Origin of the sequence: Mesorhizobium sp. M2D.F.Ca.ET.226.01.1.1, from assembly GCF_004022705.2 — a bacterium.
Taxonomy (GTDB): domain Bacteria; phylum Pseudomonadota; class Alphaproteobacteria; order Rhizobiales; family Rhizobiaceae; genus Mesorhizobium.
In genome coordinates this window covers 232,373-253,529 of record NZ_RZOY02000004.1, presented here as the reverse complement: position 1 = coordinate 253,529, position 21,157 = coordinate 232,373, and the positions used below count along the sequence as shown (strand labels likewise).

General features: G+C 63.9%; 26 protein-coding genes. 4 read left to right on the top strand and 22 right to left on the bottom strand.

Annotation, left to right across the window (positions count from 1 at the left end; all coding sequences use genetic code 11):
* Position 1 precedes the first annotated feature (1 nt).
* The 9 genes from EN869_RS11435 to gcvA form a co-directional block, all read right to left on the bottom strand.
* The gene (locus tag EN869_RS11435; RefSeq protein WP_127226672.1) at positions 2 to 1,588 is read right to left on the bottom strand and encodes an FGGY-family carbohydrate kinase; all 1,587 of its coding nucleotides are present in this window, start codon (positions 1,586 to 1,588) and stop codon (positions 2 to 4) included.
* Positions 1,585 to 2,268 (bottom strand): HAD family hydrolase, encoded by a 684-nt coding sequence (locus EN869_RS11430; RefSeq protein WP_127226673.1) that lies wholly within the window; start codon positions 2,266 to 2,268, stop codon positions 1,585 to 1,587. The genes EN869_RS11435 and EN869_RS11430 overlap by 4 nt, the downstream gene beginning before the upstream one ends.
* A 22-nt stretch (positions 2,269 to 2,290) precedes the next feature.
* Positions 2,291 to 3,769 (bottom strand): mannitol dehydrogenase family protein, encoded by a 1,479-nt coding sequence (locus EN869_RS11425; RefSeq protein WP_127226674.1) that lies wholly within the window; start codon positions 3,767 to 3,769, stop codon positions 2,291 to 2,293.
* A gap of 156 nt (positions 3,770 to 3,925) precedes the next feature.
* Complete coding sequence (locus EN869_RS11420) at positions 3,926 to 4,696, bottom strand: L-iditol 2-dehydrogenase (RefSeq protein WP_127226675.1); 771 nt, start codon at positions 4,694 to 4,696, stop codon at positions 3,926 to 3,928.
* Positions 4,693 to 5,697, bottom strand: a complete 1,005-nt coding sequence (locus EN869_RS11415) for an ABC transporter ATP-binding protein (protein ID WP_127226676.1) — start codon at positions 5,695 to 5,697, stop codon at positions 4,693 to 4,695. Before EN869_RS11415 ends, EN869_RS11420 begins: the two co-directional genes overlap by 4 nt.
* Before the next feature lie 46 nt (positions 5,698 to 5,743).
* Positions 5,744 to 6,568, bottom strand: coding sequence for a carbohydrate ABC transporter permease (locus EN869_RS11410; RefSeq protein ID WP_127226677.1), 825 nt, complete (start codon positions 6,566 to 6,568; stop codon positions 5,744 to 5,746).
* A 10-nt stretch (positions 6,569 to 6,578) separates the two neighbouring features.
* Positions 6,579 to 7,451: a sugar ABC transporter permease gene (locus EN869_RS11405; RefSeq protein ID WP_127226678.1), complete on the bottom strand. Its 873-nt coding sequence runs from the start codon at positions 7,449 to 7,451 to the stop codon at positions 6,579 to 6,581.
* A gap of 143 nt (positions 7,452 to 7,594) precedes the next feature.
* Positions 7,595 to 8,905 (bottom strand): sugar ABC transporter substrate-binding protein, encoded by a 1,311-nt coding sequence (locus EN869_RS11400; protein ID WP_127226679.1) that lies wholly within the window; start codon positions 8,903 to 8,905, stop codon positions 7,595 to 7,597.
* A gap of 175 nt (positions 8,906 to 9,080) precedes the next feature.
* Entirely contained in the window at positions 9,081 to 9,989 is a 909-nt protein-coding gene (gene gcvA / locus EN869_RS11395) for a transcriptional regulator GcvA (RefSeq protein WP_127226680.1), read from the bottom strand.
* Between the two features lie 109 nt (positions 9,990 to 10,098).
* Here gcvA and EN869_RS11390 point away from each other — a divergent pair, with 109 nt between their 5' ends.
* Positions 10,099 to 10,284 (top strand): hypothetical protein, encoded by a 186-nt coding sequence (locus EN869_RS11390; RefSeq protein ID WP_127226681.1) that lies wholly within the window; start codon positions 10,099 to 10,101, stop codon positions 10,282 to 10,284.
* A gap of 22 nt (positions 10,285 to 10,306) precedes the next feature.
* On the opposite strand, the gene EN869_RS11385 is transcribed toward EN869_RS11390, so the two are convergent.
* A complete protein-coding gene (locus EN869_RS11385; protein WP_127226682.1) occupies positions 10,307 to 11,263 on the bottom strand; it encodes a sugar-binding transcriptional regulator in 957 nt (318 codons plus the stop codon).
* A gap of 208 nt (positions 11,264 to 11,471) precedes the next feature.
* Here EN869_RS11385 and EN869_RS11380 point away from each other — a divergent pair, with 208 nt between their 5' ends.
* Positions 11,472 to 12,104: an HAD family phosphatase gene (locus EN869_RS11380; RefSeq protein ID WP_127226683.1), complete on the top strand. Its 633-nt coding sequence runs from the start codon at positions 11,472 to 11,474 to the stop codon at positions 12,102 to 12,104.
* Positions 12,105 to 12,171: 67 nt separating this feature from the next.
* Here the strand turns inward: EN869_RS11380 and EN869_RS11375 are convergent, their stop codons facing one another.
* From EN869_RS11375 to ureC, 9 genes are all read right to left on the bottom strand, one after another.
* Positions 12,172 to 12,939, bottom strand: coding sequence for a class II aldolase and adducin N-terminal domain-containing protein (locus tag EN869_RS11375; RefSeq protein WP_127226684.1), 768 nt, complete (start codon positions 12,937 to 12,939; stop codon positions 12,172 to 12,174).
* A gap of 131 nt (positions 12,940 to 13,070) precedes the next feature.
* A complete protein-coding gene (gene ureG / locus EN869_RS11370) occupies positions 13,071 to 13,703 on the bottom strand; it encodes an urease accessory protein UreG (RefSeq protein ID WP_127226685.1) in 633 nt (210 codons plus the stop codon).
* Positions 13,700 to 14,140, bottom strand: coding sequence for a DUF3995 domain-containing protein (locus EN869_RS11365; protein ID WP_127226686.1), 441 nt, complete (start codon positions 14,138 to 14,140; stop codon positions 13,700 to 13,702). Before EN869_RS11365 ends, ureG begins: the two co-directional genes overlap by 4 nt.
* Entirely contained in the window at positions 14,137 to 14,808 is a 672-nt protein-coding gene (locus EN869_RS11360; protein ID WP_127226896.1) for an urease accessory protein UreF, read from the bottom strand. The genes EN869_RS11365 and EN869_RS11360 overlap by 4 nt, the downstream gene beginning before the upstream one ends.
* On the bottom strand, positions 14,801 to 15,373 hold the full coding sequence (gene ureE / locus EN869_RS11355; RefSeq protein ID WP_127226687.1) for an urease accessory protein UreE: 573 nt from the start codon (positions 15,371 to 15,373) through the stop codon (positions 14,801 to 14,803). The genes EN869_RS11360 and ureE overlap by 8 nt, the downstream gene beginning before the upstream one ends.
* Complete coding sequence (locus EN869_RS11350; RefSeq protein ID WP_127226897.1) at positions 15,370 to 15,975, bottom strand: glutathione S-transferase family protein; 606 nt, start codon at positions 15,973 to 15,975, stop codon at positions 15,370 to 15,372. Before EN869_RS11350 ends, ureE begins: the two co-directional genes overlap by 4 nt.
* Positions 15,976 to 16,032: 57 nt before the next feature.
* Positions 16,033 to 16,572, bottom strand: coding sequence for a hypothetical protein (locus tag EN869_RS11345; RefSeq protein ID WP_127226688.1), 540 nt, complete (start codon positions 16,570 to 16,572; stop codon positions 16,033 to 16,035).
* Positions 16,560 to 16,991, bottom strand: coding sequence for a DUF29 domain-containing protein (locus EN869_RS11340; RefSeq protein ID WP_127226689.1), 432 nt, complete (start codon positions 16,989 to 16,991; stop codon positions 16,560 to 16,562). The genes EN869_RS11345 and EN869_RS11340 overlap by 13 nt, the downstream gene beginning before the upstream one ends.
* Before the next feature lie 65 nt (positions 16,992 to 17,056).
* Entirely contained in the window at positions 17,057 to 18,772 is a 1,716-nt protein-coding gene (gene ureC / locus EN869_RS11335; RefSeq protein WP_167507026.1) for an urease subunit alpha, read from the bottom strand.
* Positions 18,773 to 18,950: 178 nt separating this feature from the next.
* On the opposite strand from ureC, the gene EN869_RS11330 reads away from it, so the two are divergent.
* Together EN869_RS11330 and EN869_RS11325 are read left to right on the top strand one after the other, a co-directional pair.
* On the top strand, positions 18,951 to 19,337 hold the full coding sequence (locus EN869_RS11330; RefSeq protein ID WP_127226691.1) for a hypothetical protein: 387 nt from the start codon (positions 18,951 to 18,953) through the stop codon (positions 19,335 to 19,337).
* A 117-nt stretch (positions 19,338 to 19,454) separates the two neighbouring features.
* Positions 19,455 to 19,943: a hypothetical protein gene (locus EN869_RS11325; protein ID WP_127226692.1), complete on the top strand. Its 489-nt coding sequence runs from the start codon at positions 19,455 to 19,457 to the stop codon at positions 19,941 to 19,943.
* A gap of 20 nt (positions 19,944 to 19,963) precedes the next feature.
* On the opposite strand, the gene EN869_RS11320 is transcribed toward EN869_RS11325, so the two are convergent.
* From EN869_RS11320 to EN869_RS11310, 3 genes are read right to left on the bottom strand one after another with little or no spacing between them, the layout of a single operon-like run.
* Positions 19,964 to 20,269, bottom strand: a complete 306-nt coding sequence (locus EN869_RS11320) for an urease subunit beta (protein WP_127226693.1) — start codon at positions 20,267 to 20,269, stop codon at positions 19,964 to 19,966.
* Between the two features lie 8 nt (positions 20,270 to 20,277).
* Complete coding sequence (locus EN869_RS11315) at positions 20,278 to 20,871, bottom strand: HupE/UreJ family protein (protein WP_127226694.1); 594 nt, start codon at positions 20,869 to 20,871, stop codon at positions 20,278 to 20,280.
* Between the two features lie 26 nt (positions 20,872 to 20,897).
* A complete protein-coding gene (locus EN869_RS11310) occupies positions 20,898 to 21,152 on the bottom strand; it encodes a DUF1272 domain-containing protein (RefSeq protein WP_127226898.1) in 255 nt (84 codons plus the stop codon).
* Positions 21,153 to 21,157 lie beyond the last annotated feature (5 nt).

The following is a 21,157-nucleotide window of genomic DNA, read 5'->3' as shown; positions in this document are numbered from 1 at the left end:
ATCAGCTGATCGCGTCGAGTATCTGCCGCTGGCGGTGCATTTCGAGGAAGATGCGGTAGTCGCGGTCGAAGCGGGCGCCGGCTTCCTTGTTGGGCGCGCGCGTCCTGCCGCCCTGCTGCATGGCAACGCAGGCTGCGTTGAGATCGGGATAGAGCCCGGCGGCCGTCGCCGCCACCATGCCGGTGCCGAGCAGCACCGCCTCGTCGGCCAGCGGTTCGACCACGGTGCAGCCGGTAGCGTCGGCATAGAGCTCCATCAACAGCGGGTTCTTGGTGTGGCCGCCGGTGACATGCAGCGTGTCGATCAGATAACCGTTCTCGTTCAGCGCTTCGAGCACATGGCGCACGCCGAGCGCGATGCCGACGGCGGTGCGCCAGTAGAGCTTGCACAGGCTGTCGAAGGAGGAATCGAGCGTCAGGCCGCTGATGACGCCGACCGCGTGCGGATCGGCGAGCGGCGAACGGTTGCCGTGGAAATCGGGCAGCACATGCAGCCTTGCCGCCAGCGCTTCGCCGTCCTCGGCGCGCAGCTCGGCGACGCGCCGGGCGATCTTCATGTGCATGGCCGCGTCCGGCTCGCCGCCGGCGCCATGCCAGCGGATGATATGGTCGAGCAGCGCGCCGGTGGCCGACTGGCCGCCTTCCGACAGCCACAGCCTCGGCAAGGCCGCCCCGAAATAGGGACCCCAGACGCCGGCAAAGGGCTGCGGGTCGGGTGACATCGCCATGACGCAGGACGATGTGCCGGCAATCAGCGCCAGGTGCCGGCTGATGCCTTTCTCGTCACCGGCAAAGCCGCCCAACACGCCGAGCGCGCCGGCATAGGCGTCGATGACGCCGGCGCCAACCCGGCATTTTTCGGTCAAGCCGAGTTCGGCGGCGGCCGCGGCGGTCAGCGGGCCGATATCGGTGCCGACGGGGCTGGCCTTTTCCGGCAGATTGCCGTGCTCGAACAGATCATCGAGCCCGACAAGCTGGAAGAAGTCGCGCCGCCAGCCTTTTTCCTCATGGGCGAGGTAAGTCCATTTCGCCGTCAGCGTGCATTGCGAGCGGGCGAGCGAGCCTGACGCCTTCCAGGTCAGGAAATCGGCGAGGTCGAACAGATAGCCGGCTTCATTCCATGTGTTCGTCAGATGACGCTTCAGCCACATCAGCTTCGGCGTCGCCATCTCCGGCGACATCACGCCGCCGATATAGTCGAGCACGGCATGGCCGCTTGCCGTGCATTCATCGGCCTCGGCGATGGCGCGGTGATCGAGCCAGACAACTGTGTCCCAGCGCTTCTCGCCGGTGACCGAGACGCTGATCTGGCCGCCTGGCCTGTCGCGCGCCACGAGCGAACAGGTCGCGTCGAAAGAGATGCCGGCGACATCGCCACCGGCGACCCCGGATTTCTCGAGGGCGGCGCGCACGGACTTGCACACCGCCGACCAGATGTCTTCCGAATCATGCTCCGCATGATCGGGCTTGGGCTGGTGCATGGCGATCGGATGATCGGCCCGGCCGAGCAGGTTGCCGCGTGCGTCGAGAATGCCCGCGCGAGCGCTCCCGGTGCCAACATCGACCGCGCAAACGAAATTCTTCGTCAAGATGCTTTTTCTCTCGCTCCCAGGCCTGCAATCAGATCGGGCAATTGCAGCATGTCAGCGAATATAAAGTCCGGTTCCGTCGACGCAAGCCGCGCCTTGAGGGCGGGACTGGAGGCATGCGAGCCGCCGGTGAAAGCAAGGACGCGCATGCCGGCGGAGCGCGCCGCGACGACGCCGGCGGGGCTGTCCTCAACGACCAGGCAGCGGCGCGGATGCGCGCGCATCGAGGCTGCGGCATGCAGGAAAAGGTCGGGCTCCGGCTTGCCGCGCTTGACCATGGTGGCGCTGAAGAGATGCGGCTCCAGCAGGGGCAGCAGACCGGTGACGTCAAGCGCGTAGCGGATGCGCTCCAGCGTGCCGGACGAGGCGACACAACATGGCAAGCCGAGCTTCGGCAGCACGTCCCTGACGCCCGGGATCGGCTTCAGTTCCTCGCGGAATTTGCGCATCAGGTCGACGCGCATGGCGGTCAGATGCTGGTCGCTGATCTCCAGGCCAAAGTCGCGGCCGAGGATCTCGCGCACGCTTTTCATGCTCTTGCCCAGGAAATGCTCGTAGGCGGCGTCCTCGCTCACCGTGCCGCCGGCGAGCTCGATCATGCCGAGGAGCGCCGAGACCGAAAGAGCCTCGCTGTCGACCAGCACGCCGTCACAGTCGAAGATGACCAGTTCCGGCCGCATCGCGATCTGCTTCCAGTGGGCGTCAGAGCTTGCCGGCGAGATAGCGCGTCAAAGTTTCACGCGCGCCGTTCGCCCACAGGACCTTCAAGGCGTGGGCGAAGGCTTCGGCGAAGGCGGACGAGCGGCCGACATCGCCATAGATGTCCTCCATCGCCAGCCAGGCCCTCGGATCGCCTTTCGCCGCTTTCGCGGTGGCCTGCATGCGGTCCCAGTTCGGATCGTTCGGCTCGATGACGGCGCCGCTGTCGGTGGTGCCGAAGCAATAGCGGCACCACAAGGCCGATTCCAGCGCGAGGCCGGCGACGCCCTTGCCCGCCTTCAGCCGGTCGGCGATCGTCGGAATGATGAATTTCGGCTGGCGGTTGGAGCCGTCGAGGCATAGCCGGCGGATGGTGTCGCCGATCTTCGGATTGGAAAAACGGCGCTCGATCAGCTGGTAATAGTCCTCCAGATCGGTGTTGGGCACCGGCGGTACGGTCGGGATGATCTCGTCATGCTCGAGCTTCGACAGGAAGGCGCGCACCAGCGGCTCCTGCATGCCTTCATGGACGAAATGGATGTCCATCAGCCCGGCCGGATAGGCTATTGTTGCGTGGCCACCGTTGAGGATACGGATCTTCATCAGCTCGTAGGGCGAGACGTCCTTGACGAACTGCACGCCGACCTTTTCCAGCGCCGGGCGGCCGTCGGTGAAGTGATCCTCCAGCACCCATTGCTTGAACGGCTCGCAGAATACCGGCCAGTTATCCTCCAGACCGAAATCCTCGGCGAGGATCTTGCGCTCGCGGTCGGTGGTGGCCGGCGTGATGCGGTCGACCATGCCATTCGGGAAGGCGACCTTGTCCTCCAACCATTTTGCCAGGTCCTCGTCGATCAGCCGGGCGAGGCCTATGACGCCGTCGGAGGTGACGTGGCCGTTGTGGGGGATGTTGTCGCAGGACATGACGGTGAAGGGCACGATCCCGTCAGCGCGCCGGCGCAGCAGGCCGGCCAGGATGATGCCGAAAACGGTCTTCGGCACGGCACCCGGCTGCGCATCGGCAACGATGTCGGGATGGGCCGGATTGAACTTGCCGGAGGCCGGGTCGATGAAATAGCCGCCTTCGGTGATGGTCAGCGACACGATCTTGATCGCCGGATCGGCCAGTTGATCGATCACCGCGGCGGCATCGCCAGGCGTCAGGAAATCGATCATGGCGCCGGTGACCCGGGCGCTCATGTGACCCCGGTCCTGCTCGACAACGGTGGTCAGCCAGTCCTGTTCCTGCAGCTTGGAGCGGCCGATCTTCTCGCCCTCGAACACGCCGGCGCCGATCAGCGCCCAGTCATGCCCCTCGCCGGTGCCGAACAGATCGTCGAGATAGACGGCCTGGTGCGAGCGGTGGAAGTTGCCGACGCCGAAATGGACAATGCCCGCCTTGAGCGCCGAGCGGTCGTATTTCGGACCGGCGACCTTGGCCGGCAGCTTGGCTAGGTTGGAGGAAGAGAGTTTCACGGTCATCTCATTTTACCCTTTGGCCGATCCGCAGCCCCGACTGTTCCGCCTCCTGGGGAGCGAGGGTGAGGGGCGGCGCCTGGTGTTCCAGTCCGCTGCCCCTCACCTGCCCCGTGGCGTCTTCTCCGGAGGAAAGAGAGAAGCGCCTTCCCCCTCAACCGTTCAACTCATCCATTGCCCGCCATCGACGTTATAGGTCTGGGCGACAATGTATTCGGCCTCGTCGCTGGCGAGGAAAACGGCCATGCCGGCGAGGTCCTCCGGCTTGCCCATGCGGCCATAGGGAACGCCCTCGCCGACCAGGCGCTTCTTCTCGCCTTTCGGTCGGTTCTCGTATTTGGCGAACAGCGCGTCGACCTGGTCCCACATGTCGCTGTCGACGACGCCCGGCGCGATGCCGTTGACGTTGATGCGATGCTTGATCAGATCGAGCCCGGCCGACTGGGTGAGCGAGATGACGGCAGCCTTGGTGGCGCAATAGACCGCGACCAGCGGCTCGCCGCGGCGGCCGGCCTGGCTCGCCATATTGATGATCCTGCCGCCCTGGCCACGCGCGATCATCGAGCGGGCGGCCGCCTGCAGCGTGAACAGCGTGCCAGCGACATTGACCGCGAGCAGCTTTTCGTAGCTCGCCCTGGTTATCTCGACGATCGGCGCCAGGTCGAAGATCGCGGCATTGTTGATCAGCACGTCTAGACCGCCAGTCTTCTCCTCGACGGCCTTGACCGCCGCCTCGATGGAGGACTGGTCGGTGACGTCGAGCCGGACCGCGTAAGCGGCGGAGCCGATGGCTTGCGCCGTCGCTTCCGCCGCTGCCAGGTCGATGTCGGCAATCGCCACCGTCGCACCTTCGCGCGCATAGGCTTCGGCGAAGGCCTTGCCGATGCCGCGCGCCGACCCGGTGATCAGCGCCGATTTGCCTTTCAACCTCACTGCGCCAATGCCCTGCCGTCGGCGCCGAAGCGATGCAGCTTGGTCCTGTCCGGGGTCAGGTAGACGGTGTCGCCGTGCTTGACCGCGACCTCGCCGTCGGCGCGGACATTGACGGTGCCTATGCCGTCCGCCTGGACGTGCAGGAAGGTGTCGGAGCCGAGATGCTCAGCAACGCCGACCGTCGCCTTCCAGTCGCCGGCCGAGGTCGAGATGTTGAGATGCTCGGGGCGGATGCCAATGGTCTTGGCGCCGTATTTCTCAGCCGGCGCGCCTTCGATCATGTTCATCTTGGGCGAGCCGATGAAGCCGGCGACGAAGAGGTTCTTCGGCGTTTTGTAAAGCTCCATCGGCGAGCCGACCTGCTCGATGTTGCCGGCGTTAAGCACGACGATCTTGTCGGCCATGGTCATGGCTTCGACCTGGTCGTGGGTGACGTAGATCATCGTCGTCTTCAGCTGATGGTGCAGTTCGCTGATCTCAAGGCGCATCGTGCCGCGAAGTGCCGCGTCGAGATTGGACAGCGGCTCGTCGAACAGGAAGGCCGAAGGCTGGCGCACGATGGCGCGGCCGATGGCGACGCGCTGGCGCTGGCCGCCCGAGAGTTGGCCCGGGCGGCGCTCGAGATAGTTGGTGAGGTTGAGCACGCGCGCGGCGTCCTTCACCTTCTTGTCGATGGTCGCCTGGTCCTCACCGGCCATCTTCAGCGGAAAGGCGATGTTCTTGGCGACCGTCATATGCGGATAGAGCGCGTAGGACTGGAACACCATGGCGAGCTTACGCTTGGCCGGCGCCTCGCGGGTGACGTCGCGGCCATCGATGCTGATGGTGCCGCCGCTGGTGTCCTCAAGCCCCGCGATCAGCCTGAGCAGCGTGGACTTGCCGCAACCCGACGGGCCGACGAACACCACGAACTCGCCATCCTCGATGTTGAGGTCGATGTTCGGAATGATCGTCGTCGACCCGAAGGACTTGGAGACGTTCTTGAGCGTGATGTTTCCCATGGTTTCCTCCCGGGGATAGTCTTCGTCGTCCGCCGCTTGGGCGTTCTTACTTCACGGCACCAAATGTCAGGCCGCGCACGAGCTGCTTCTGGCTGAACCAGCCCATGATCAGGATCGGCGCGATCGCCAGCGTCGAGGCGGCCGAAAGCTTGGCCCAGAACAAGCCTTGCGGGCTGGAGAAGGAGCTGATGAAGGCGGTGAGCGGTGCCGCGTCGGTCGTGGTGAGCCGGATGGTCCAGAACGCCTCGTTCCAGGCCAGGATGATGTTCAACAGCATGGTCGAGGCGATGCCAGGAACGGCCATCGGCGTCAGCACGTAGATGATCTCGTTCCACAGCGAGGCGCCGTCCATGCGCGCCGCTTCGAGGATCTCGCCCGGGATCTCGCGGAAGTAGGTGTAGAGCATCCAGACCACGATCGGCAGGTTGATCAGCATCAGCATGACGGTGAGGCCGATGCGGCTGTCGAGCAGGCCGGTGTCGCGGAAGATCAGGTAGATCGGGAACAGCACCGCGACGGCCGGCATCATCTTGGTGGAGAGCATCCACATCAGGATGTCCTTGGTCCGCTTGGTCGGCGAGAAGGCCATCGACCATGCCGCCGGGACCGCGATGAGGATGGCGAGCAGCGTCGAGCCGACCGACAGGATCACCGAATTCAGGAAGAACTTGAAGTAACCGCTCTGCGCCTGCACCTCGGCATAGCTTTCCGTGGTGCCGGACGGGATCAAGGCGAAGCCCTGGATCGCCTCCTGCTCCGACTTGAACGAGGTGATGATCGTGTAAAGGATCGGAAAGAAGATCAGCAGGGCGACGATCCAGGCCGCGGCCGTGGCGATGGTCTTGTGCTGGGTGGTGACTGCGCGGGCCATCTTGTCCTCCCTATTTGTCGAGGTTCTTGCCGACCGCGCGCATGGCGAAGAAGGCAACGATGTTGGCGAGAATGACGGCGATCACACCGCCGGCTGACGCCTGGCCGATTTTGAATTCCAGCAACGCCTTCTGGTAGACGAGGAAGGGCAGGTTGGTGGAGGCGTAGCCCGGGCCGCCATTGGTGGTGACCAGGATCTCGGCATAGACCGAGAGCAGGAAAATCGTCTGGATCAGGATGACGACGGTGATGGCGCGCGACATATGCGGCAGCGTCAGATACCAGAAGCGACTGAGGAAGCCTGCGCCGTCCATCTCGGCCGCCTCTTTCTGCTCGCCGTCGAGCGACTGCAGCGAGGTGAGCAGGATCAGCGTCGCGAAGGGCAACCATTGCCAGGCGACGATGAGGATGATCGCGGTCAGCGGGTGCTGGCCGAACCAGTCTATCGGCTCGGCCCCGAAGAAGCGGGCAATATCGGCGAAGACGCCGTATTGCGGGTGCATGATCATGTTCTTCCAGACCAGCGCCGCCACCGGCGGCATGACGAAGAAGGGCGAGATGACCAGGATGCGCACGATCCCCTGGCCCCAGATCGGCTGATCGAGCAGCATGGCCAAAAGGATGCCGCCGATCACCGTGATGATCAGCACGCTGACGACGATGGTAAGCGTGTTGAGGATCGAATAGAGGAAGGCCGGGTTTGAATAGAACAGCGCGTAGTTGGAGAAGCCGACGAAGCCGTCGCGCATCGGATTCAGCGGATTATACTGCTGGAACGAGAACCACAGCGTGACAGCCAGCGGCACAATCATCCAGATAAACAGCAGGACCACCGATGGCGCCATCATGAAACGGGCAAGCGAACGGGTTTGCTGAGTAGCCATGACGGTCACCCTCCCAAGGTCAGCCGGATTTTCAAAGTTGAGCCAGTATTTTCCCGGTTTTGAAAAGTGGCCGCCCGAACTGGGTTTCGGGCGGCCACCTGCCGGTCATGATGCGCGACCGGCATTCGGCACCGGGAGGAGCCTTACTTGATGTAGCCGCCCTCGGTCATCGCCGCAGTGGCTGCGTCCTGGGCCTGCTTCAGCGCATCGTCGACGCTCGACTGGCCGGCAAGGGCCGCCGAGAAGAGCTGGCCGACGGTGGTGCCAAGGCCCTGGAATTCAGGAATGGCGACGAACTGCACGCCGACATAAGGCACCGGCTTGACGGTCGGATGCGTCGGATCGGCGGCATTGATGGAGTCCAGCGTCATTTTCGCGAAAGGCGCCGCCTTCTGGTACTCCGCATTGGCATAGAGCGAGGAGCGCGTGCCCGGAGGAACGTTGGCCCAACCTTCCTTCGAGGCGACCAGCTCGGCATAGTGCTTGCTGGTTGCCCAGGAGACGAACTTCTCGGCGGCATCGGCCTTCTTGGTGCCGGCGGGGACCGCCAGCGACCATGCCCATAGCCAGTTGCCGCGCTTGCCGAGACCGTTGTCGGGCGCCAGCGCATAGCCGACCTTGTCGGCGACCTTGGAAGCCTTCGGGTCCGAGACGAAGGAAGCCGCGACGGTGGCGTCGATCCACATGCCGCACTTGCCCTGCTGGAAGAGCGCCAGGTTTTCATTGAAGCCGTTGGACGAGGCGCCTTCCGGACCGTCGGCCTTCATCAGGTCGACGTAGAACTGCAGCGTCTTCTTCCACTCGGGCTGGTCGAACTGCGGCTTCCAGTTCTCGTCGAACCAGCGGGCGCCGAAGGAGTTCGACATGGCGGTGAGGAAGGCCATGTTCTCGCCCCAGCCGGCCTTGCCGCGCAGGCAGACGCCGTTCACGCCGTTGGCGCGGTCGGTCATCTTGTCGGCGGCCTGCTTGATGAAGTCCCAGGTCGGCGCATCGGGCATCTTCAGGCCGGCCTTCTCCATCAGGTCCTTGCGGTACATGACGAAGGAGCTTTCGCCGTAGAAGGGCGCGGCATAGAGCTTGCCGTCGACGGAAAGACCGCCGGCGATGGCCGGGATGATGTCCTTGACGTCGTAATCGTCGCCGAGCTTGTCGAGCGGCAGGAGCCAGCTCTGCTTGGCCCAGATCGGAACCTCGTAGGTGCCGATGGTCATGACGTCGTACTGACCGCCTTTGGTGGCGATGTCGGTGGTCACGCGCTCGCGCAGCACGTTCTCTTCAAGCGTGACCCAGTTGAGCTGGATGTCGGGGTTAGCCTTGGTGAAGTCGTCCGTCAGCTTCTGCATGCGGACCATATCGCCATTGTTGACGGTGGCGATGGTGATGGATTCGGCATGCGCGGCGAAAGCAAGAGCGCTGGCCGACAACAGGCCCAGGGTGAGCGTGCGAAGTTTCATCAAATTCCTCCCATAAACCAAGTTGAGCATTTGCCTTGGCTCTGAGCAATTACTCACCTAGTGTGATTTATGTCAAGGCGGAATCGATGCTGCAGCGCAGCAGAAATGACGCTACGTGACCCGGTCCGGCGACGCCGATCGGTATCTTCGAAGAAGGTAGCTAGAGGCGATTAGCCTACGGGCAAGCGATCTCGGCCAGGATCCAGTCGCGGAAAGCGCGGATCTTCGGCACGTTGCGGCGCGCCGTCGGATAGACCAGCCAATAGGCATGGCCGTCATCACCCACGAGATCGAAAGGCTGGACCAGACGGCCGTCGGCGATCTCGTTCTTGAACAGGGCCCTGGTTAGGATCGCCACGCCATGGCCGGCCATTGCCGCGTTCGCCTCATAGGCCTGCGCGCCCATGCTGGAGCCGGGCCGCTTGGCAAGGTCGTGTCCGGTGACGCCGGCGGCCTCGAACCATTGCGTCCACCAGATATCGCCGGGATCGAGGATCGGCAGGCGCAACAGGTCCGCCGGTTCCTTGACGCCGCCGATGCTCGCCGCGAGCTTCGGGCTCAGCATCGGCGTGAAATCGGCATCGAGCAGTTTGTGGGCTTCCAGGCCCGGCCATTTGCCGCCGCCGGAGCGGATGGCGAGATCGACATCCTCGCGTGCGAAATCGGTCAGGCGGGCCGACGTGTCGAGCCGCACGGCAAGTGCGGGATGCGCAAGCTGGAACGAGCCCAGATGCTGCGCCAGCCAGTTCGAGGCGAAGGTCAGCACGGTGGTGACGCAGAGCAGGCCGTCGGCGCCGCCGCGCGCCGCGGCATAGGCCTGGCCCAGGATGGCGAAGGCCTCGCTGACGGCGGGCGCCAGGCGCTGGCCGGGCTCGGTCAACTCGATCTGCTTCGGCCTGCGCAGGAACAGCGGTGCGCCGATGCGCTCCTCGAGCACCTTGATCTGGTAGCTCGCCGCCGCCTGGGTCATGCCCAGTTCTTGCGCCGCCTTGGTGAAGGACAGGTGTCTTGCCACCGCCTCGAACACCCGGATCGCCTGCAGCGGCGGCAGCGGCGCAAGCTGCGCGGAGCTCAGATCGGGCATAAAACCTCCTTATGGGTCATGATCGAGGTTTAATTGGAAGCGGCAGGCCGCCAGCCCGATATTTGGGGTCGACGATCAATCCAGTTCAAGCATTGCGAGGCTGACGATCATGGTTACGGCTCAAGAAAAACTCGTTTCCACTCGGGCGCAAGGCTGGTTTTCCCTGCTTATTCGCGAATTTTCGCGGCTTGCTCGCCAGCGGCGTGGCTATGTCGATATCCGGGAGCTGTCGCCGCATCTGCAGCGCGACATGGGATTCCTTGACGGCAACGATCCGCGCGGGCCGTCGCAATAGGCGGCTCCATTTTTATCGGCAGTCAGCCGGCGAGCAGCGCCGCCGCCGTGCGTTCATCGGTGATGAGGCCATTGACCAGGCGGCGGTTGACGGCGGCCAGTATGCCCGGCAGCTTGCGTTCGCCCATGGCCAAGGCGATGACCAGCGACTTCTCGCGTGACGGCAGGGCGGCGGATGAGACGCGGTCGTTGGTGATGCCTTCGATCATGCGGCCTTCGCGATCGAACACCCAGCCGACGATCTCGGCAATGCCGCCGGCCTTCTGCAGCGCCTTCAACTCGGCTTCCGAGATGAAGCCGTCCTCATAGAGCGGCGCCTTCGGGCCGAGATCGCCGATACCGACAAAGGTGACGTCAGCCTCGGCCGCCAATGCCAGGGTCGGCTGGATCATCGGCTGCTTGAGCAGCATCTCGCGCTCTTGCGGCGAGGAGGCGATAACCGGCAGCGGCATCGGGAAGGACCGCGCCTTGACGCGATCGGCCATGGTGAAGATGACGTTGTAGAAGGCGGCCGAGCCGTCGGGCGAGATGTTGCCGGTCAAGGACACGACCTTATGCTGCGGGCAGTCCATCGGCGGCAGCTGCTCGATCGCCGCCTTCAGCGTGCGCCCGGTGCCGATCGCCATGACGATGGGGGCTTCCGAACGCAGCCGGCGTTCGATCTCGGCGGCCGCGGCCTCGGCGATGCCGATCGTCGTCGAACTCGATGTCGGATCGCTCGGCACCACTTCGACAAGGTCGAGCGCGAAACGCGAGCGCAGCCTGGCGGCGAGGTCGAGGCAATTGGCGATCGGATGATCGACCCGCACCTTGATCAGGCCCTCCGACATCGCAAGCGACACCAGCCGCTGCGCCGTCTGCCTGGAAATGCCAAGCTTGGCGGCGATCTGGTCCTGCGTGTTGCCGGCAACATAATAGAGCCAGCCGGCGCGCGCGGCGTCGTCCAACCTGGTATTGCCGGTTTCCTGCCGCGAATTCACGTCCTGCCTCCCAGCCCGCGCAACGTTGAAACGGGCGCCATAGCTTACAGCGATTATGCCAACGCGCAATTGTCTATCGAAAGGGCAATTGCTTGGAAGTGTCCCCAATCTGCGAAGGACCAATTCGTCGCGCTGGCAGCCATTTGCCGGCAGAACGGTTTATCTCGACCGGGAAACCGATTAAGGGGATCGGCGAAGGGAGCCTCGCATGACGCCGAAAGCCGTTTTCTGGGATATGGACGGAACGCTGGTCGACAGCGAGCCGCTGCATGAGGCAGCGCTTGTGGCGGCGCTGCGCAGCGTCGGGGTTGCGCCGCCGGTCGACCTGCATGAGCGCGTGCTGGGCGTCGCCGCATGGCCGGTCTACGAGATGCTGCGCGACGAGTTCGGACTCGACCTGCCTTTCGACGAGTGGATCGTGCGCAAATACGATCACTACCTGCCGCTGGCCGAAACGCTGAAGCCGCGCCCCGGCGCGATCGAAGTGTTCAACGAATTGCGCGCGCTGGGCGTCGAGCAGGCGGTGGTGTCCAACTCCGACCGGCTGATCGTCGATGCCAATCTCACCGCCGTCGGCCTTATCTATCCGGGCATGCGCACGGTGAGCCGCAACGACGTGATCGACGGCAAGCCGCTTCCCGAGCCGTTCCTGCGCGCCGCCTATCTGGCCGGCGTCGATCCGGCGGAGGCGTTCGCGGTCGACGACAGCGTGACCGGCGCGATGGCGGGGCTGGCGGCGGGCATGAGGACGATCTTCTGGCCGGAAGCGCCGATGGCGGGACCGCCGGGCGCGATTGTGATCAACAGCGCTGAGGAATTGCGGGCGCAGTTGGGGCTCTAATCAGCGAGCGTCGGCGCCGCCCTCATCCACCTACTGGCACCTTCTCCCCATGAACGGAGAAGGAAGATCAGTTCCGATAGACCGGCTCTTCCTCGTCGAGGATCGCCTTCAGCTCGGCCAGATGGCGCTCGGCCTGGCCGGGGTAATCGTCCATTTCGCGCGCGGTCTTTTCGGCGATCTCGTCGGAGAGCGTGCGCAATGGACGGCCGGTCCACAGCGCCTTGATGTAGGTCTCGGCAGCGCGTTCGAAATAGAACATGCGGTTGAAGGTGTCGGCGACGGAGTCGCCGATGACCATGACGCCGTGATTGCCCATGACCATCACCTTGACCTTGGGGTCGGTGAGAAGCTGCGAGCAGCGCTCGCCCTCCTCCTCGAAGGCCAGCCCGCCATAATTGGCGTCGACGACGTGGCGATTGAAGAACATGGCGGAGTTCTGGTCGACCGGCGGCAGCGTCGAGTCGGCCAGCGAGGCGAGCACGGTGGCATGGATCGAATGGACATGCATGGCGCAGCGCGCATGCGGGACGTTGCGATGGATGGCGCCATGCAGGCCCCAGGCGGTCGGATCGGGCGCGTTGGGGCCGGACAGCGTTTCGGGATCGTTGGCGTCGATCAGAAGCAGGTCGCTCGCCTTGATGCGAGAGAAATGCACCTGGTTCGGGTTCATCAGGAACTTGGTGCCGTCCTCGTTGACCGACAGCGAGAAATGGTTGGCCACCGCCTCATGCATGTTGAGCCGCGCGGTCCAGCGGAAGGCGGCAGCGAGATCGACCCGTTCCTCATAATAGGGCAGGTTGCTCAGCGGTTCCTTGTGCAGGCGGGCAAGGCTCATCGAAAATCCTCCGGTTTGGTCTTGTTTTGCGCAATTCCGGACGGAAAACCGCTACGCACTTTTCCTGGAATTGCTCCAGAGAATGCCGAACCCAGCCCCGACCAGCAACCGCAAACTGGTAGGTCAGCGACTCAGGCCGCCGGACGCGCCGACTGCAGCCCACCCTGCTCGACGATGAAGTCGATCACCTCCTTGAGGCCCTTGCCGCGCGAGAGGTCGGTGAAGCCGAAGGGCCGCTTGCCGCGCATGCGGCCGGCATCGCTCTCCATCACATCGAGGTTGACGTTCACATAGGGCGCCAGGTCGATCTTGTTGATGATGAGGAAATCGGAGCGGGTGATTGCCGGCCCGCCCTTGCGCGGGATCTCCTCGCCCTGGCAGACCGAGATGACATAAAGCGTCAGATCGGCAAGGTCGGGGGAAAAGGTGGCGGCGAGATTGTCGCCGCCCGACTCGATGAAGATGATGTCGAGGTCGGGGAACTTTTTGTTCAAATCGGCGATCGCCCGCAGGTTGATCGAAGCGTCCTCGCGAATGGCGGTGTGCGGGCAGCCGCCGGTCTCGACGCCGACGATGCGCTCTTCGGGCAATGCCTGTAGCCGCGCGAGCATCATCGCATCCTCCTTGGTGTAGATGTCGTTGGTGACGACGGCGATGGAAAAATCGTCGCGCAGCGCCTTGCAAAGCTTTTCGGTGAGCGTCGTCTTGCCGGAGCCGACGGGGCCGCCGATGCCGATGCGAAGAGGACCGTTTTTGGACGTCATGCCGGAAACTCCGTGATGGCAAGGATTGCGAAGCCCAGCCCGATCAGCAGGCAGAGCGGCGAATAGAGGCGCTGGTCGAGCCGCGCGAAAGGTTGTTCGGACGCGATCCGGCGCCACCAGGGCGTGAAGCCGGCGATGCCGCGGCCGAGAAAGACGAGGGCGATCATCAGCGCCGTTGCGGCAAGACCTTCCCGTGGAAAGGGCGTCGCAAAGACGCCAGCCAGCGCCAGCGGCCAGAGCGTCGCGAGCGCAAGGCAAGCGGCGACAGCAAAACTCGCAAATGACGATGGCATCTCATCGATGCCGCGGAAGCCGACGACGGCGCGGGCGCAGGACGCCTGGTCCGTGCCCGGCCAGATGCCGCCTATGCCCCAATAGACATGCAGCGTGGTGATCACGAGCAGGACAAAGGAGAGAATGAAGGCAAGCACGATCATGAGCGAAACAGCCGCGAATATTGGGTTTCGTGCCGCATCGCCGCTATGTCGGACATGAAGGCCGCGCCGCCGAGATCGTCGAGGCTGGAGGTGGCAGCTCGGGCAGCCGTGGCGATGGCCAAGGACTCAAAGCCGGCTAACAATGCGACCGCGTCGGTTTGGCCAACGACGCCGAGCCTGATCGCCGCCTGCACCAGGTTGGAGAAGAAGGCCTGCAGAAAGGCGGACAGAGCCTGCGAAAGGTCGATGCCGCCGCTGCCGGCAACGGCGCCGATCGCAACGCAATAGGGGCAATCGGCCGGCAAACGCTGCAGCACAGGGGACGGCCAGGCGGAAGCCGCTTTGAGAAAGGCCGCGCCTTGGAGCATTGTCTCGATATGACGTTCCTGCGAGCCGGCGAGCGCCTCGGCCAGCACGGCGACTTCCGCGAGATCGCTGCCGCCGCGCGCGCGACGCCAGCTTTCGGCGAAGAGCACGGCGTCGTTCCAACCCGAGCCCATACCGACCAGCGTCTCCAGCCAAGCGGCAAGATCTTCGCGATCGGCGATCAGTCCGTCTTGGACGGCGCGTTCCAGGCCGTGGCTGTAGGAAAATCCGCCGACCGGAAAGGCCGGCGACAGCCAGGCCATCAGCCGCAAAAGCGCGACGCCGGAAGACTGCTCAGTCATGATGATGGTGGTGACCATGTTCGTGGTGGTGATGGTCATGATCGTGATCATCATGATCGTGGTCATGACCGTGATGATCATGCGAATGGCCGTGATTGTGCCCGGAATAGGCGCCGCGCACAGGACTGAACGGTTGCGAAACCTCGTTCACCGTGGCGCCGAGGCCTTCAAGCATCGCCTTGATGACATGGTCGCGCAGGATGAGGATGCGGTCGGCCTCGATCGCCGCCGCGAGGTGACGATTGCCGATGTGCCAGGCAAGCTCGGCGAGGTGAACGGCGTTACGGGCGCGGATATCGTAGACCTCCTCCGGCGCCGCGACGATCTCGAGCTGGCGGCCGTCTTCAAGTACCAGCCGGTCGCCATTGGCCAAAGCCATCGGCTCCGGCAGGTCGACCAGCACCTTGTCACCGGCTGCCGTCTCGATGGCGCGGCGGCGCAGATGCCGCTCGTCATGCGGCAGCACGGCCTTGTCATAGGGCGCAGCCGAGCCAGCTTCGCCCGCTGGCACCACTGAAACGGCACGGGGAAATTTGGTGAAATCGGTATTGATGTTCAGCTTCATTTCATGGCTCCGCCATTGGCTTGAGCGCGGGCGCGAGCAGGTCGCGACAGCACGCGGTCGAAATAGGCATTTATCCGGTCGGATTCGATTGGGAAACGGCCGGCCCGCGCCCAGCCGCCCATGTCGCCGAGCAAGACGTCAACGGCGGAGAAGCGGTCGCCAAGCGCATAGGACTTGTCGCCAAGCCGGCGATCCAGCGATTTCACCTCCGAGGCGAAATCATAGACGGCGGCCGGACCGACATCGACGCGGACGTCTTTGGGCAGCAGAAAGCGGTGGCGCAGCTTGTTCCACAGCGGCGCTTCCAGTTCGCTCTGGGCGAAATGCATCCAGGAATCCATCTCGGCGCGGCCGGCAAGGCCGGGATTGGCGCCCATGCCTTTGTCGGCGTGCTTGTCAGCCAGATAGACGCAGATCGCCGCCGAATCCGTGATCTCGAGGTCGCCGTCGATCAGGATCGGCACCTTGCCGGACGGGTTCAGCGCATAGGCTTCCGGCGAGCGCAACTTGACCTCGACGAACTCGTAGGGCTGCCCGAGCTCCTCCAGCATCCAGAGCACCCGGCTGACACGGGAGCCGCGCGATCCGACGGCCTTGTAGATGGTTGAGACCTGCATTTCGGGGACCCTAGACCATCTCGCGCACCAACCCAACGGCACTCAGACGATGGTGTCGAAGAGCCGCAGGATAAAGGACATCTGATAGATCAGCGCGGCCGCGACGAAGGCGGTGTGGAAACGTTTGTCGCGCACTAGGATTGCCACCAAGCAGAGCGCCACGAAGACCGGCGTGCGGACCAGATATTCGTTGCCGAAGCGGGCGAAATGCTCCGGGCCTTTCAGCAGCGTGTCGATGACGTCGAGCAGATAGGTCGCGCCAAGCAGCCCGAAAAACCAGGCGCGGCGCGAGTAAAAATAGTCCTCGTAGCTGGTGTAATCGAGCATCGAATCCGGGAACAGCAGCGCGCAGAGCAGGAACAGCGTGATGGCGTAGAAGATGATGAAAAGATATTTGCCGAAGGTCCAGTTCTCGATGGCGTAGAGTCCGAACTCCCACCACCAGAAATGCGCCAGCATCAACAGCACCGAGGCGACCCAGGCGAGATGCACCGCGTAGAGCCGGTATTGGCCGGGGTGCTGGACGATACGGGCGGTTCCTGACAACAGACGCGTGACGCCGAGGCCGATCACCACGCCCATGACGATGCGGATATGCGGGAATCCCGATCCCTCAGGCCTGTTTCGTCCAATGCCTTTAATCGTGATATCTTGAACTCTCGATCGAGCACCTGCGCAGGATATTTTCTGAGGCTCGGACTTTCATCAAGCAGGCCCTCAATCCGAAGCCGTTGCTCCCGAATTGTCAGCAACCAACCCGTTTTGCGCTGCTCAGGCTGAAACTCCCATTTCAGCAAGTGAAGGACCAAAGTACCAAGCCTGCTCGCAATTTCCCTTTTGTCGCTCCGCCCGAAGCTCTCGATCTCCTCGGCAAGATTCTCGCGATCGAGGTCGGCGAGACGCCCTTCGCGCAATAGTGCGCCCTGCTCGGCGCACCACTGAGCATAGTCGGTCTCGTAGGGTGTAGACTTATGCCGGCGCTGTATCTGGATCTTGTTCATGATCACATCATGCGCTGTTTTCGGTCTCAAGCCAATCGCGGGTATGCCAACCCCGCCTTTCGGCATCAAAACAGAAAATACCGTTGCGCCATTGGCAGCACGGTTGCCGGTTCGCAGGTCAACAGCTCGCCGTCGGCGCGCACTTCATAGGTCTCCGGATCCACCTCGACATGCGGCGTGGCGTCGTTGAGCACCATGGAATGCTTGCCTATGCCGCCGCGCGTGTTCTCGACCGCGACCATCGCCTTGTCGACACCCAGCCTGTCCTGCAAGCCGGCATCGAAGGCGGCCTTGGAGACGAAGGTCACCGAGGAGTTGGTCAGCGCCTTGCCATAGGCGCCGAACATCGGCCGGTAATGCATCGGCTGCGGCGTCGGGATCGAGGCGTTCGGGTCGCCCATGGGCGCCGCCGCAATCGAGCCGCCGACCAGCACCATTTCGGGTTTCACGCCGAAGAAGGCCGGATTCCACAGCACAAGATCGGCGCGCTTGCCGACGGTGATCGAGCCGATCTCTTTCGACAGGCCGTGCGCGATGGCCGGATTGATGGTGTATTTGGCGATGTAGCGGCGGACGCGGAAATTGTCGTTGTCGCCGGTCTCCTGCGGCAGCGACCCGCGCTGGCGCTTCATCTTGTCGGCGGTCTGCCAGCAGCGGATGGCCACCTCGCCGACACGGCCCATGGCCTGGCTGTCGGAGGAGATGATCGAGAAGGCGCCGATATCGTGCAGGATGTCTTCGGCCGCGATCGTTTCCTTGCGGATGCGGCTTTCGGCGAAGGCGATGTCTTCCGGGATCGACGGCGACAGATGATGGCACACCATCAGCATGTCGAGATGCTCGGCCAGCGTGTTGACGGTGTAAGGCCTTGTCGGATTGGTCGAGGACGGGATGACGTTGGGCAGGCCGCATACCTTGATGATATCAGGTGCATGGCCGCCGCCCGCGCCCTCGGTGTGGAAGGCATGGATGGTGCGGCCTTGAATAGCCGCCACGGTGTTCTCGACGAAGCCCGATTCGTTCAGCGTGTCGGTGTGGATCATCACCTGCACGTCGTAATCGTCGGCGACCGACAGGCAGCAATCGATCGCCGCCGGGGTCGTGCCCCAATCCTCATGCAGCTTCAGCGAGCAGGCGCCGGCCAGCACCATCTCCTCAAGCGCTGCCGGTCGCGAGGCATTGCCCTTGCCGGACAGGCCGATATTCATCGGGAAGGCGTCGAAGGACTGGATCATACGCGCCATATGCCAAGGGCCCGGCGTACAGGTGGTGGCTAAAGTTCCATGCGCCGGACCGGTGCCGCCGCCCAGCATCGTGGTAATGCCGCTCATCAGCGCTTCCTCGATCTGCTGCGGGCAGATGAAGTGGATATGGGCGTCGAAGCCGCCGGCTGTCAGGATCTTGCCCTCGCCGGCGATGATCTCGGTGCCCGGACCGATGATGATGGTGACGCCGTCCTGCGTGTCGGGATTGCCGGCCTTGCCGATCGCGGCGATGCGGCCGTCCTTCAGGCCGATATCGGCCTTGACGATGCCGGCCAGCGCATCGACGACCAGCGCATTGGTGATGACGGTGTCGACGGCGCCGCCAGCCCTCGTGACCTGGCTCTGGCCCATGCCGTCGCGGATGACTTTGCCGCCACCGAATTTCACTTCCTCGCCGTAAACGGTGAGGTCCTTCTCGACCTCGACGAACAGCTCGGTGTCGGCGAGGCGCACCTTGTCGCCGACCGTCGGTCCATACATCTGCGCATAGGCGGCGCGGGTTATCTTGGCCATCAGCGATTGCTCCCGAAATTCAGGTTGCCAAAAATACGGTTGTTTGAGCGCGGGCTGCACATTGTCGCCATCCAATGGTCACGCAATGACCCGTTCGGCGACACCTTGCGCTCCCATTTGGCGGTTGAGGTGCGCGAGTCAGCCCAAAACGACCGTTTGCAAACCAATGGAAGGAACATCCATGCGCAAAACGATTTTCTTCGCCGCGGCCGCCACCCTGATGATGATGGCGGGCACTGCCGGCGCCCAGCAGCAGCCGACGCCACAGCCCAGCCCGGCGGCGCCCGCACCCGCACAGGCCACGCCAAAAACCCAGCCCGGAGTGCCCGCGATCCAGAGCGTCAACATCGTCGACATCACCGAGCTGCCCAAGGACACGCAGGCGCAGGTCAACCAGATCGTGGCGCAGCGCGGCGATGCCGGCCTGCAGACCTTGCGCAAGTCGATCGACGCGACGCCGAAGGTGAAATCCGCGCTCGAAGCCAAGGGCGTCAGCTCGGCGCAGGTGATCGCCGCCAGCATGCAGCCCAATGGCGCGCTGACGCTGATCACCAAGAAGGCAAGCTGATTGCCTGCCCTGGCGGGCCGCCCTGCGGTCCGCCGACCACCTTTTGAAGGGAACCTCAGGCCAGGCAGGATCGTTTCGCTTCTTTCGACCCGTCACGAGTTCAATCAGGAGCGAGCGATGGCGAATGCCCCTCGCCTTGGAAGATACATCCCGGCGGTCGTTGTCGCCGGGCTTGTTCTGGCCACGCCCCAGTCTGCCTTCCCTGCCCAGCCCCTGACCAATGACAAGCCCGTATCGGTCATTGTCGGTTCGACAATCCGGCAGGAAGAGACCTCCTCGCAAGCCGAGGCCGGAAAGGTCATCACGGCGATCGACCGCACCCGCGAAAATATCGGCACGGTGCGCAAGACCACCAAGCTCGACACGGTCGATATCGTGTTCCTGACCGACGCGGCGCGCAGCGAAGGCGGGCCGCCGCCGGCCATCGAGAACAAGGTGAAGCAGCATAAGGACGATGTCGCCGAACTGCGCCAGGAGATCGAGGCGAACGCGCTCCTTTTCAACGCGATCGATTCGCGGCGCGTGCTGGCCGAGGACGTGCTGGCGGTGGAGTTCGACGGTCCCGGCAAGATCGTCATCTACGCCGCCGCCAAGCCGCCGAAGTGATTTGAGCGCGGCGGCTGACGTCACAGCTTGCCCATCACCTTCTGCTGAAAGCCGTAGACCTCGCGCTTGCCGCCCAGCGGCACCAGCGTGACGTCGCGCTCCTGCCCCGGCTCGAAGCGCATGGCGGTGCCGGCTGCGATGTCGAGGCGCATGCCGCGCGCCCGTTCGCGGTCGAATTTCAGGCCCTCATTGGTCTCGAAGAAGTGATAGTGGCTGCCGACCTGGACCGGACGGTCGCCGCTGTTGGCGACCTTGAGCGTGACGGTCGGCCGACCCTTGTTGAGTTCCATGTCGCCTTTGGCGGCGATAATTTCACCCGGGATCATCGCGTCGCTCACAGCACGCCGAAAGCAAGGCCGATGCCGACCGCCGCGCAGGCGGCGCCGGCGGCACGCGCCAGGCTGCGGTAGCGCAGGCCTAGCCCGAGACCGGCAGCAATGCCGATGGCATGGAGCAGCACCGTGGCGGCGGCAAAGCCGGCCATATAGTCGAGGCCGCCGGCGTTTTCCGGCACTTCGGTGCCATGGGCATGACCATGAAACAGCGCGAGCAGGCCGATGATGGCGACGCCGGCCGAGACCGGCAGGTCGATGGCCAGCGCCACCAGCAGGCCGAGCGCCACGACCGAAGCAAGGATGCCCGGCTCGACGAAAGGCAGGGGCATATGCAGCATGCCGAGCCCACCACCGACCAGCATCACGCCGAGGAAGGCGAGCGGCCAGGCCCAGACCGCCCTGCCGCCCTTCATCGCGGCCCACAAGCCGACGGCGAGCATGACCGCCATATGGTCGAGGCCGGACAGCGGATGCGCGAAACCCGCGGCGAAGGAAGAGGTCGTGCCGACGCCGACATGAGCGTAGGCGGGCATCGCGGCGGCAAGCAACAGAATGGCCGCCAGCGTGCTGCGTTTCGTCGAAGCGGAGATCATTTTTCTACCCTTCCCAATTAACTTGATCAGGCGGCCTTGCGCGGGCCGCAGCCTTCGGCCTTGAGCACGCGTTTGGTCGATGGCGGATATTTCGAGAGCTTGGCCGCCGGCCGGATCGGCCGCGGCGCGAAATTGCCACCGCAATTGGGGCAGACGCCGGCTAGCACAGTTTCGACGCAGTCGGCGCAGAAGGTGCATTCGAAGGTGCAGATCAGCGCATCGACCGCATCCGGCGGCAGATCCTTGTCGCAGCACTCGCAATTGGGTCGCAATGCCAGCATCGGTC

Bases quoted from the DNA above. Each gene is read 5' to 3' on its own strand.
- EN869_RS11430 (WP_127226673.1), bottom strand. From the start codon at position 2,268: ATGCGGCCGGAACTGGTCATCTTCGACTGTGACGGCGTGCTGGTCGAC.
- EN869_RS11425 (WP_127226674.1), bottom strand. From the start codon at position 3,769: ATGACCGTGAAACTCTCTTCCTCCAACCTAGCCAAGCTGCCGGCCAAG.
- EN869_RS11415 (WP_127226676.1), bottom strand. From the start codon at position 5,697: ATGGGAAACATCACGCTCAAGAACGTCTCCAAGTCCTTCGGGTCGACG.
- EN869_RS11410 (WP_127226677.1), bottom strand. From the start codon at position 6,568: ATGGCCCGCGCAGTCACCACCCAGCACAAGACCATCGCCACGGCCGCG.
- EN869_RS11405 (WP_127226678.1), bottom strand. From the start codon at position 7,451: ATGGCTACTCAGCAAACCCGTTCGCTTGCCCGTTTCATGATGGCGCCA.
- EN869_RS11400 (WP_127226679.1), bottom strand. From the start codon at position 8,905: ATGAAACTTCGCACGCTCACCCTGGGCCTGTTGTCGGCCAGCGCTCTT.
- gcvA (WP_127226680.1), bottom strand. From the start codon at position 9,989: ATGCCCGATCTGAGCTCCGCGCAGCTTGCGCCGCTGCCGCCGCTGCAG.
- EN869_RS11390 (WP_127226681.1), top strand. From the start codon at position 10,099: ATGGTTACGGCTCAAGAAAAACTCGTTTCCACTCGGGCGCAAGGCTGG.
- EN869_RS11380 (WP_127226683.1), top strand. From the start codon at position 11,472: ATGACGCCGAAAGCCGTTTTCTGGGATATGGACGGAACGCTGGTCGAC.
- EN869_RS11375 (WP_127226684.1), bottom strand. From the start codon at position 12,939: ATGAGCCTTGCCCGCCTGCACAAGGAACCGCTGAGCAACCTGCCCTAT.
- ureG (WP_127226685.1), bottom strand. From the start codon at position 13,703: ATGACGTCCAAAAACGGTCCTCTTCGCATCGGCATCGGCGGCCCCGTC.
- EN869_RS11365 (WP_127226686.1), bottom strand. From the start codon at position 14,140: ATGATCGTGCTTGCCTTCATTCTCTCCTTTGTCCTGCTCGTGATCACC.
- EN869_RS11360 (WP_127226896.1), bottom strand. From the start codon at position 14,808: ATGACTGAGCAGTCTTCCGGCGTCGCGCTTTTGCGGCTGATGGCCTGG.
- ureE (WP_127226687.1), bottom strand. From the start codon at position 15,373: ATGAAGCTGAACATCAATACCGATTTCACCAAATTTCCCCGTGCCGTT.
- EN869_RS11345 (WP_127226688.1), bottom strand. From the start codon at position 16,572: ATGGGCGTGGTGATCGGCCTCGGCGTCACGCGTCTGTTGTCAGGAACC.
- EN869_RS11340 (WP_127226689.1), bottom strand. From the start codon at position 16,991: ATGAACAAGATCCAGATACAGCGCCGGCATAAGTCTACACCCTACGAG.
- EN869_RS11330 (WP_127226691.1), top strand. From the start codon at position 18,951: ATGCGCAAAACGATTTTCTTCGCCGCGGCCGCCACCCTGATGATGATG.
- EN869_RS11325 (WP_127226692.1), top strand. From the start codon at position 19,455: ATGGCGAATGCCCCTCGCCTTGGAAGATACATCCCGGCGGTCGTTGTC.
- EN869_RS11320 (WP_127226693.1), bottom strand. From the start codon at position 20,269: ATGATCCCGGGTGAAATTATCGCCGCCAAAGGCGACATGGAACTCAAC.
- EN869_RS11315 (WP_127226694.1), bottom strand. From the start codon at position 20,871: ATGATCTCCGCTTCGACGAAACGCAGCACGCTGGCGGCCATTCTGTTG.
- EN869_RS11310 (WP_127226898.1), bottom strand. From the start codon at position 21,152: ATGCTGGCATTGCGACCCAATTGCGAGTGCTGCGACAAGGATCTGCCG.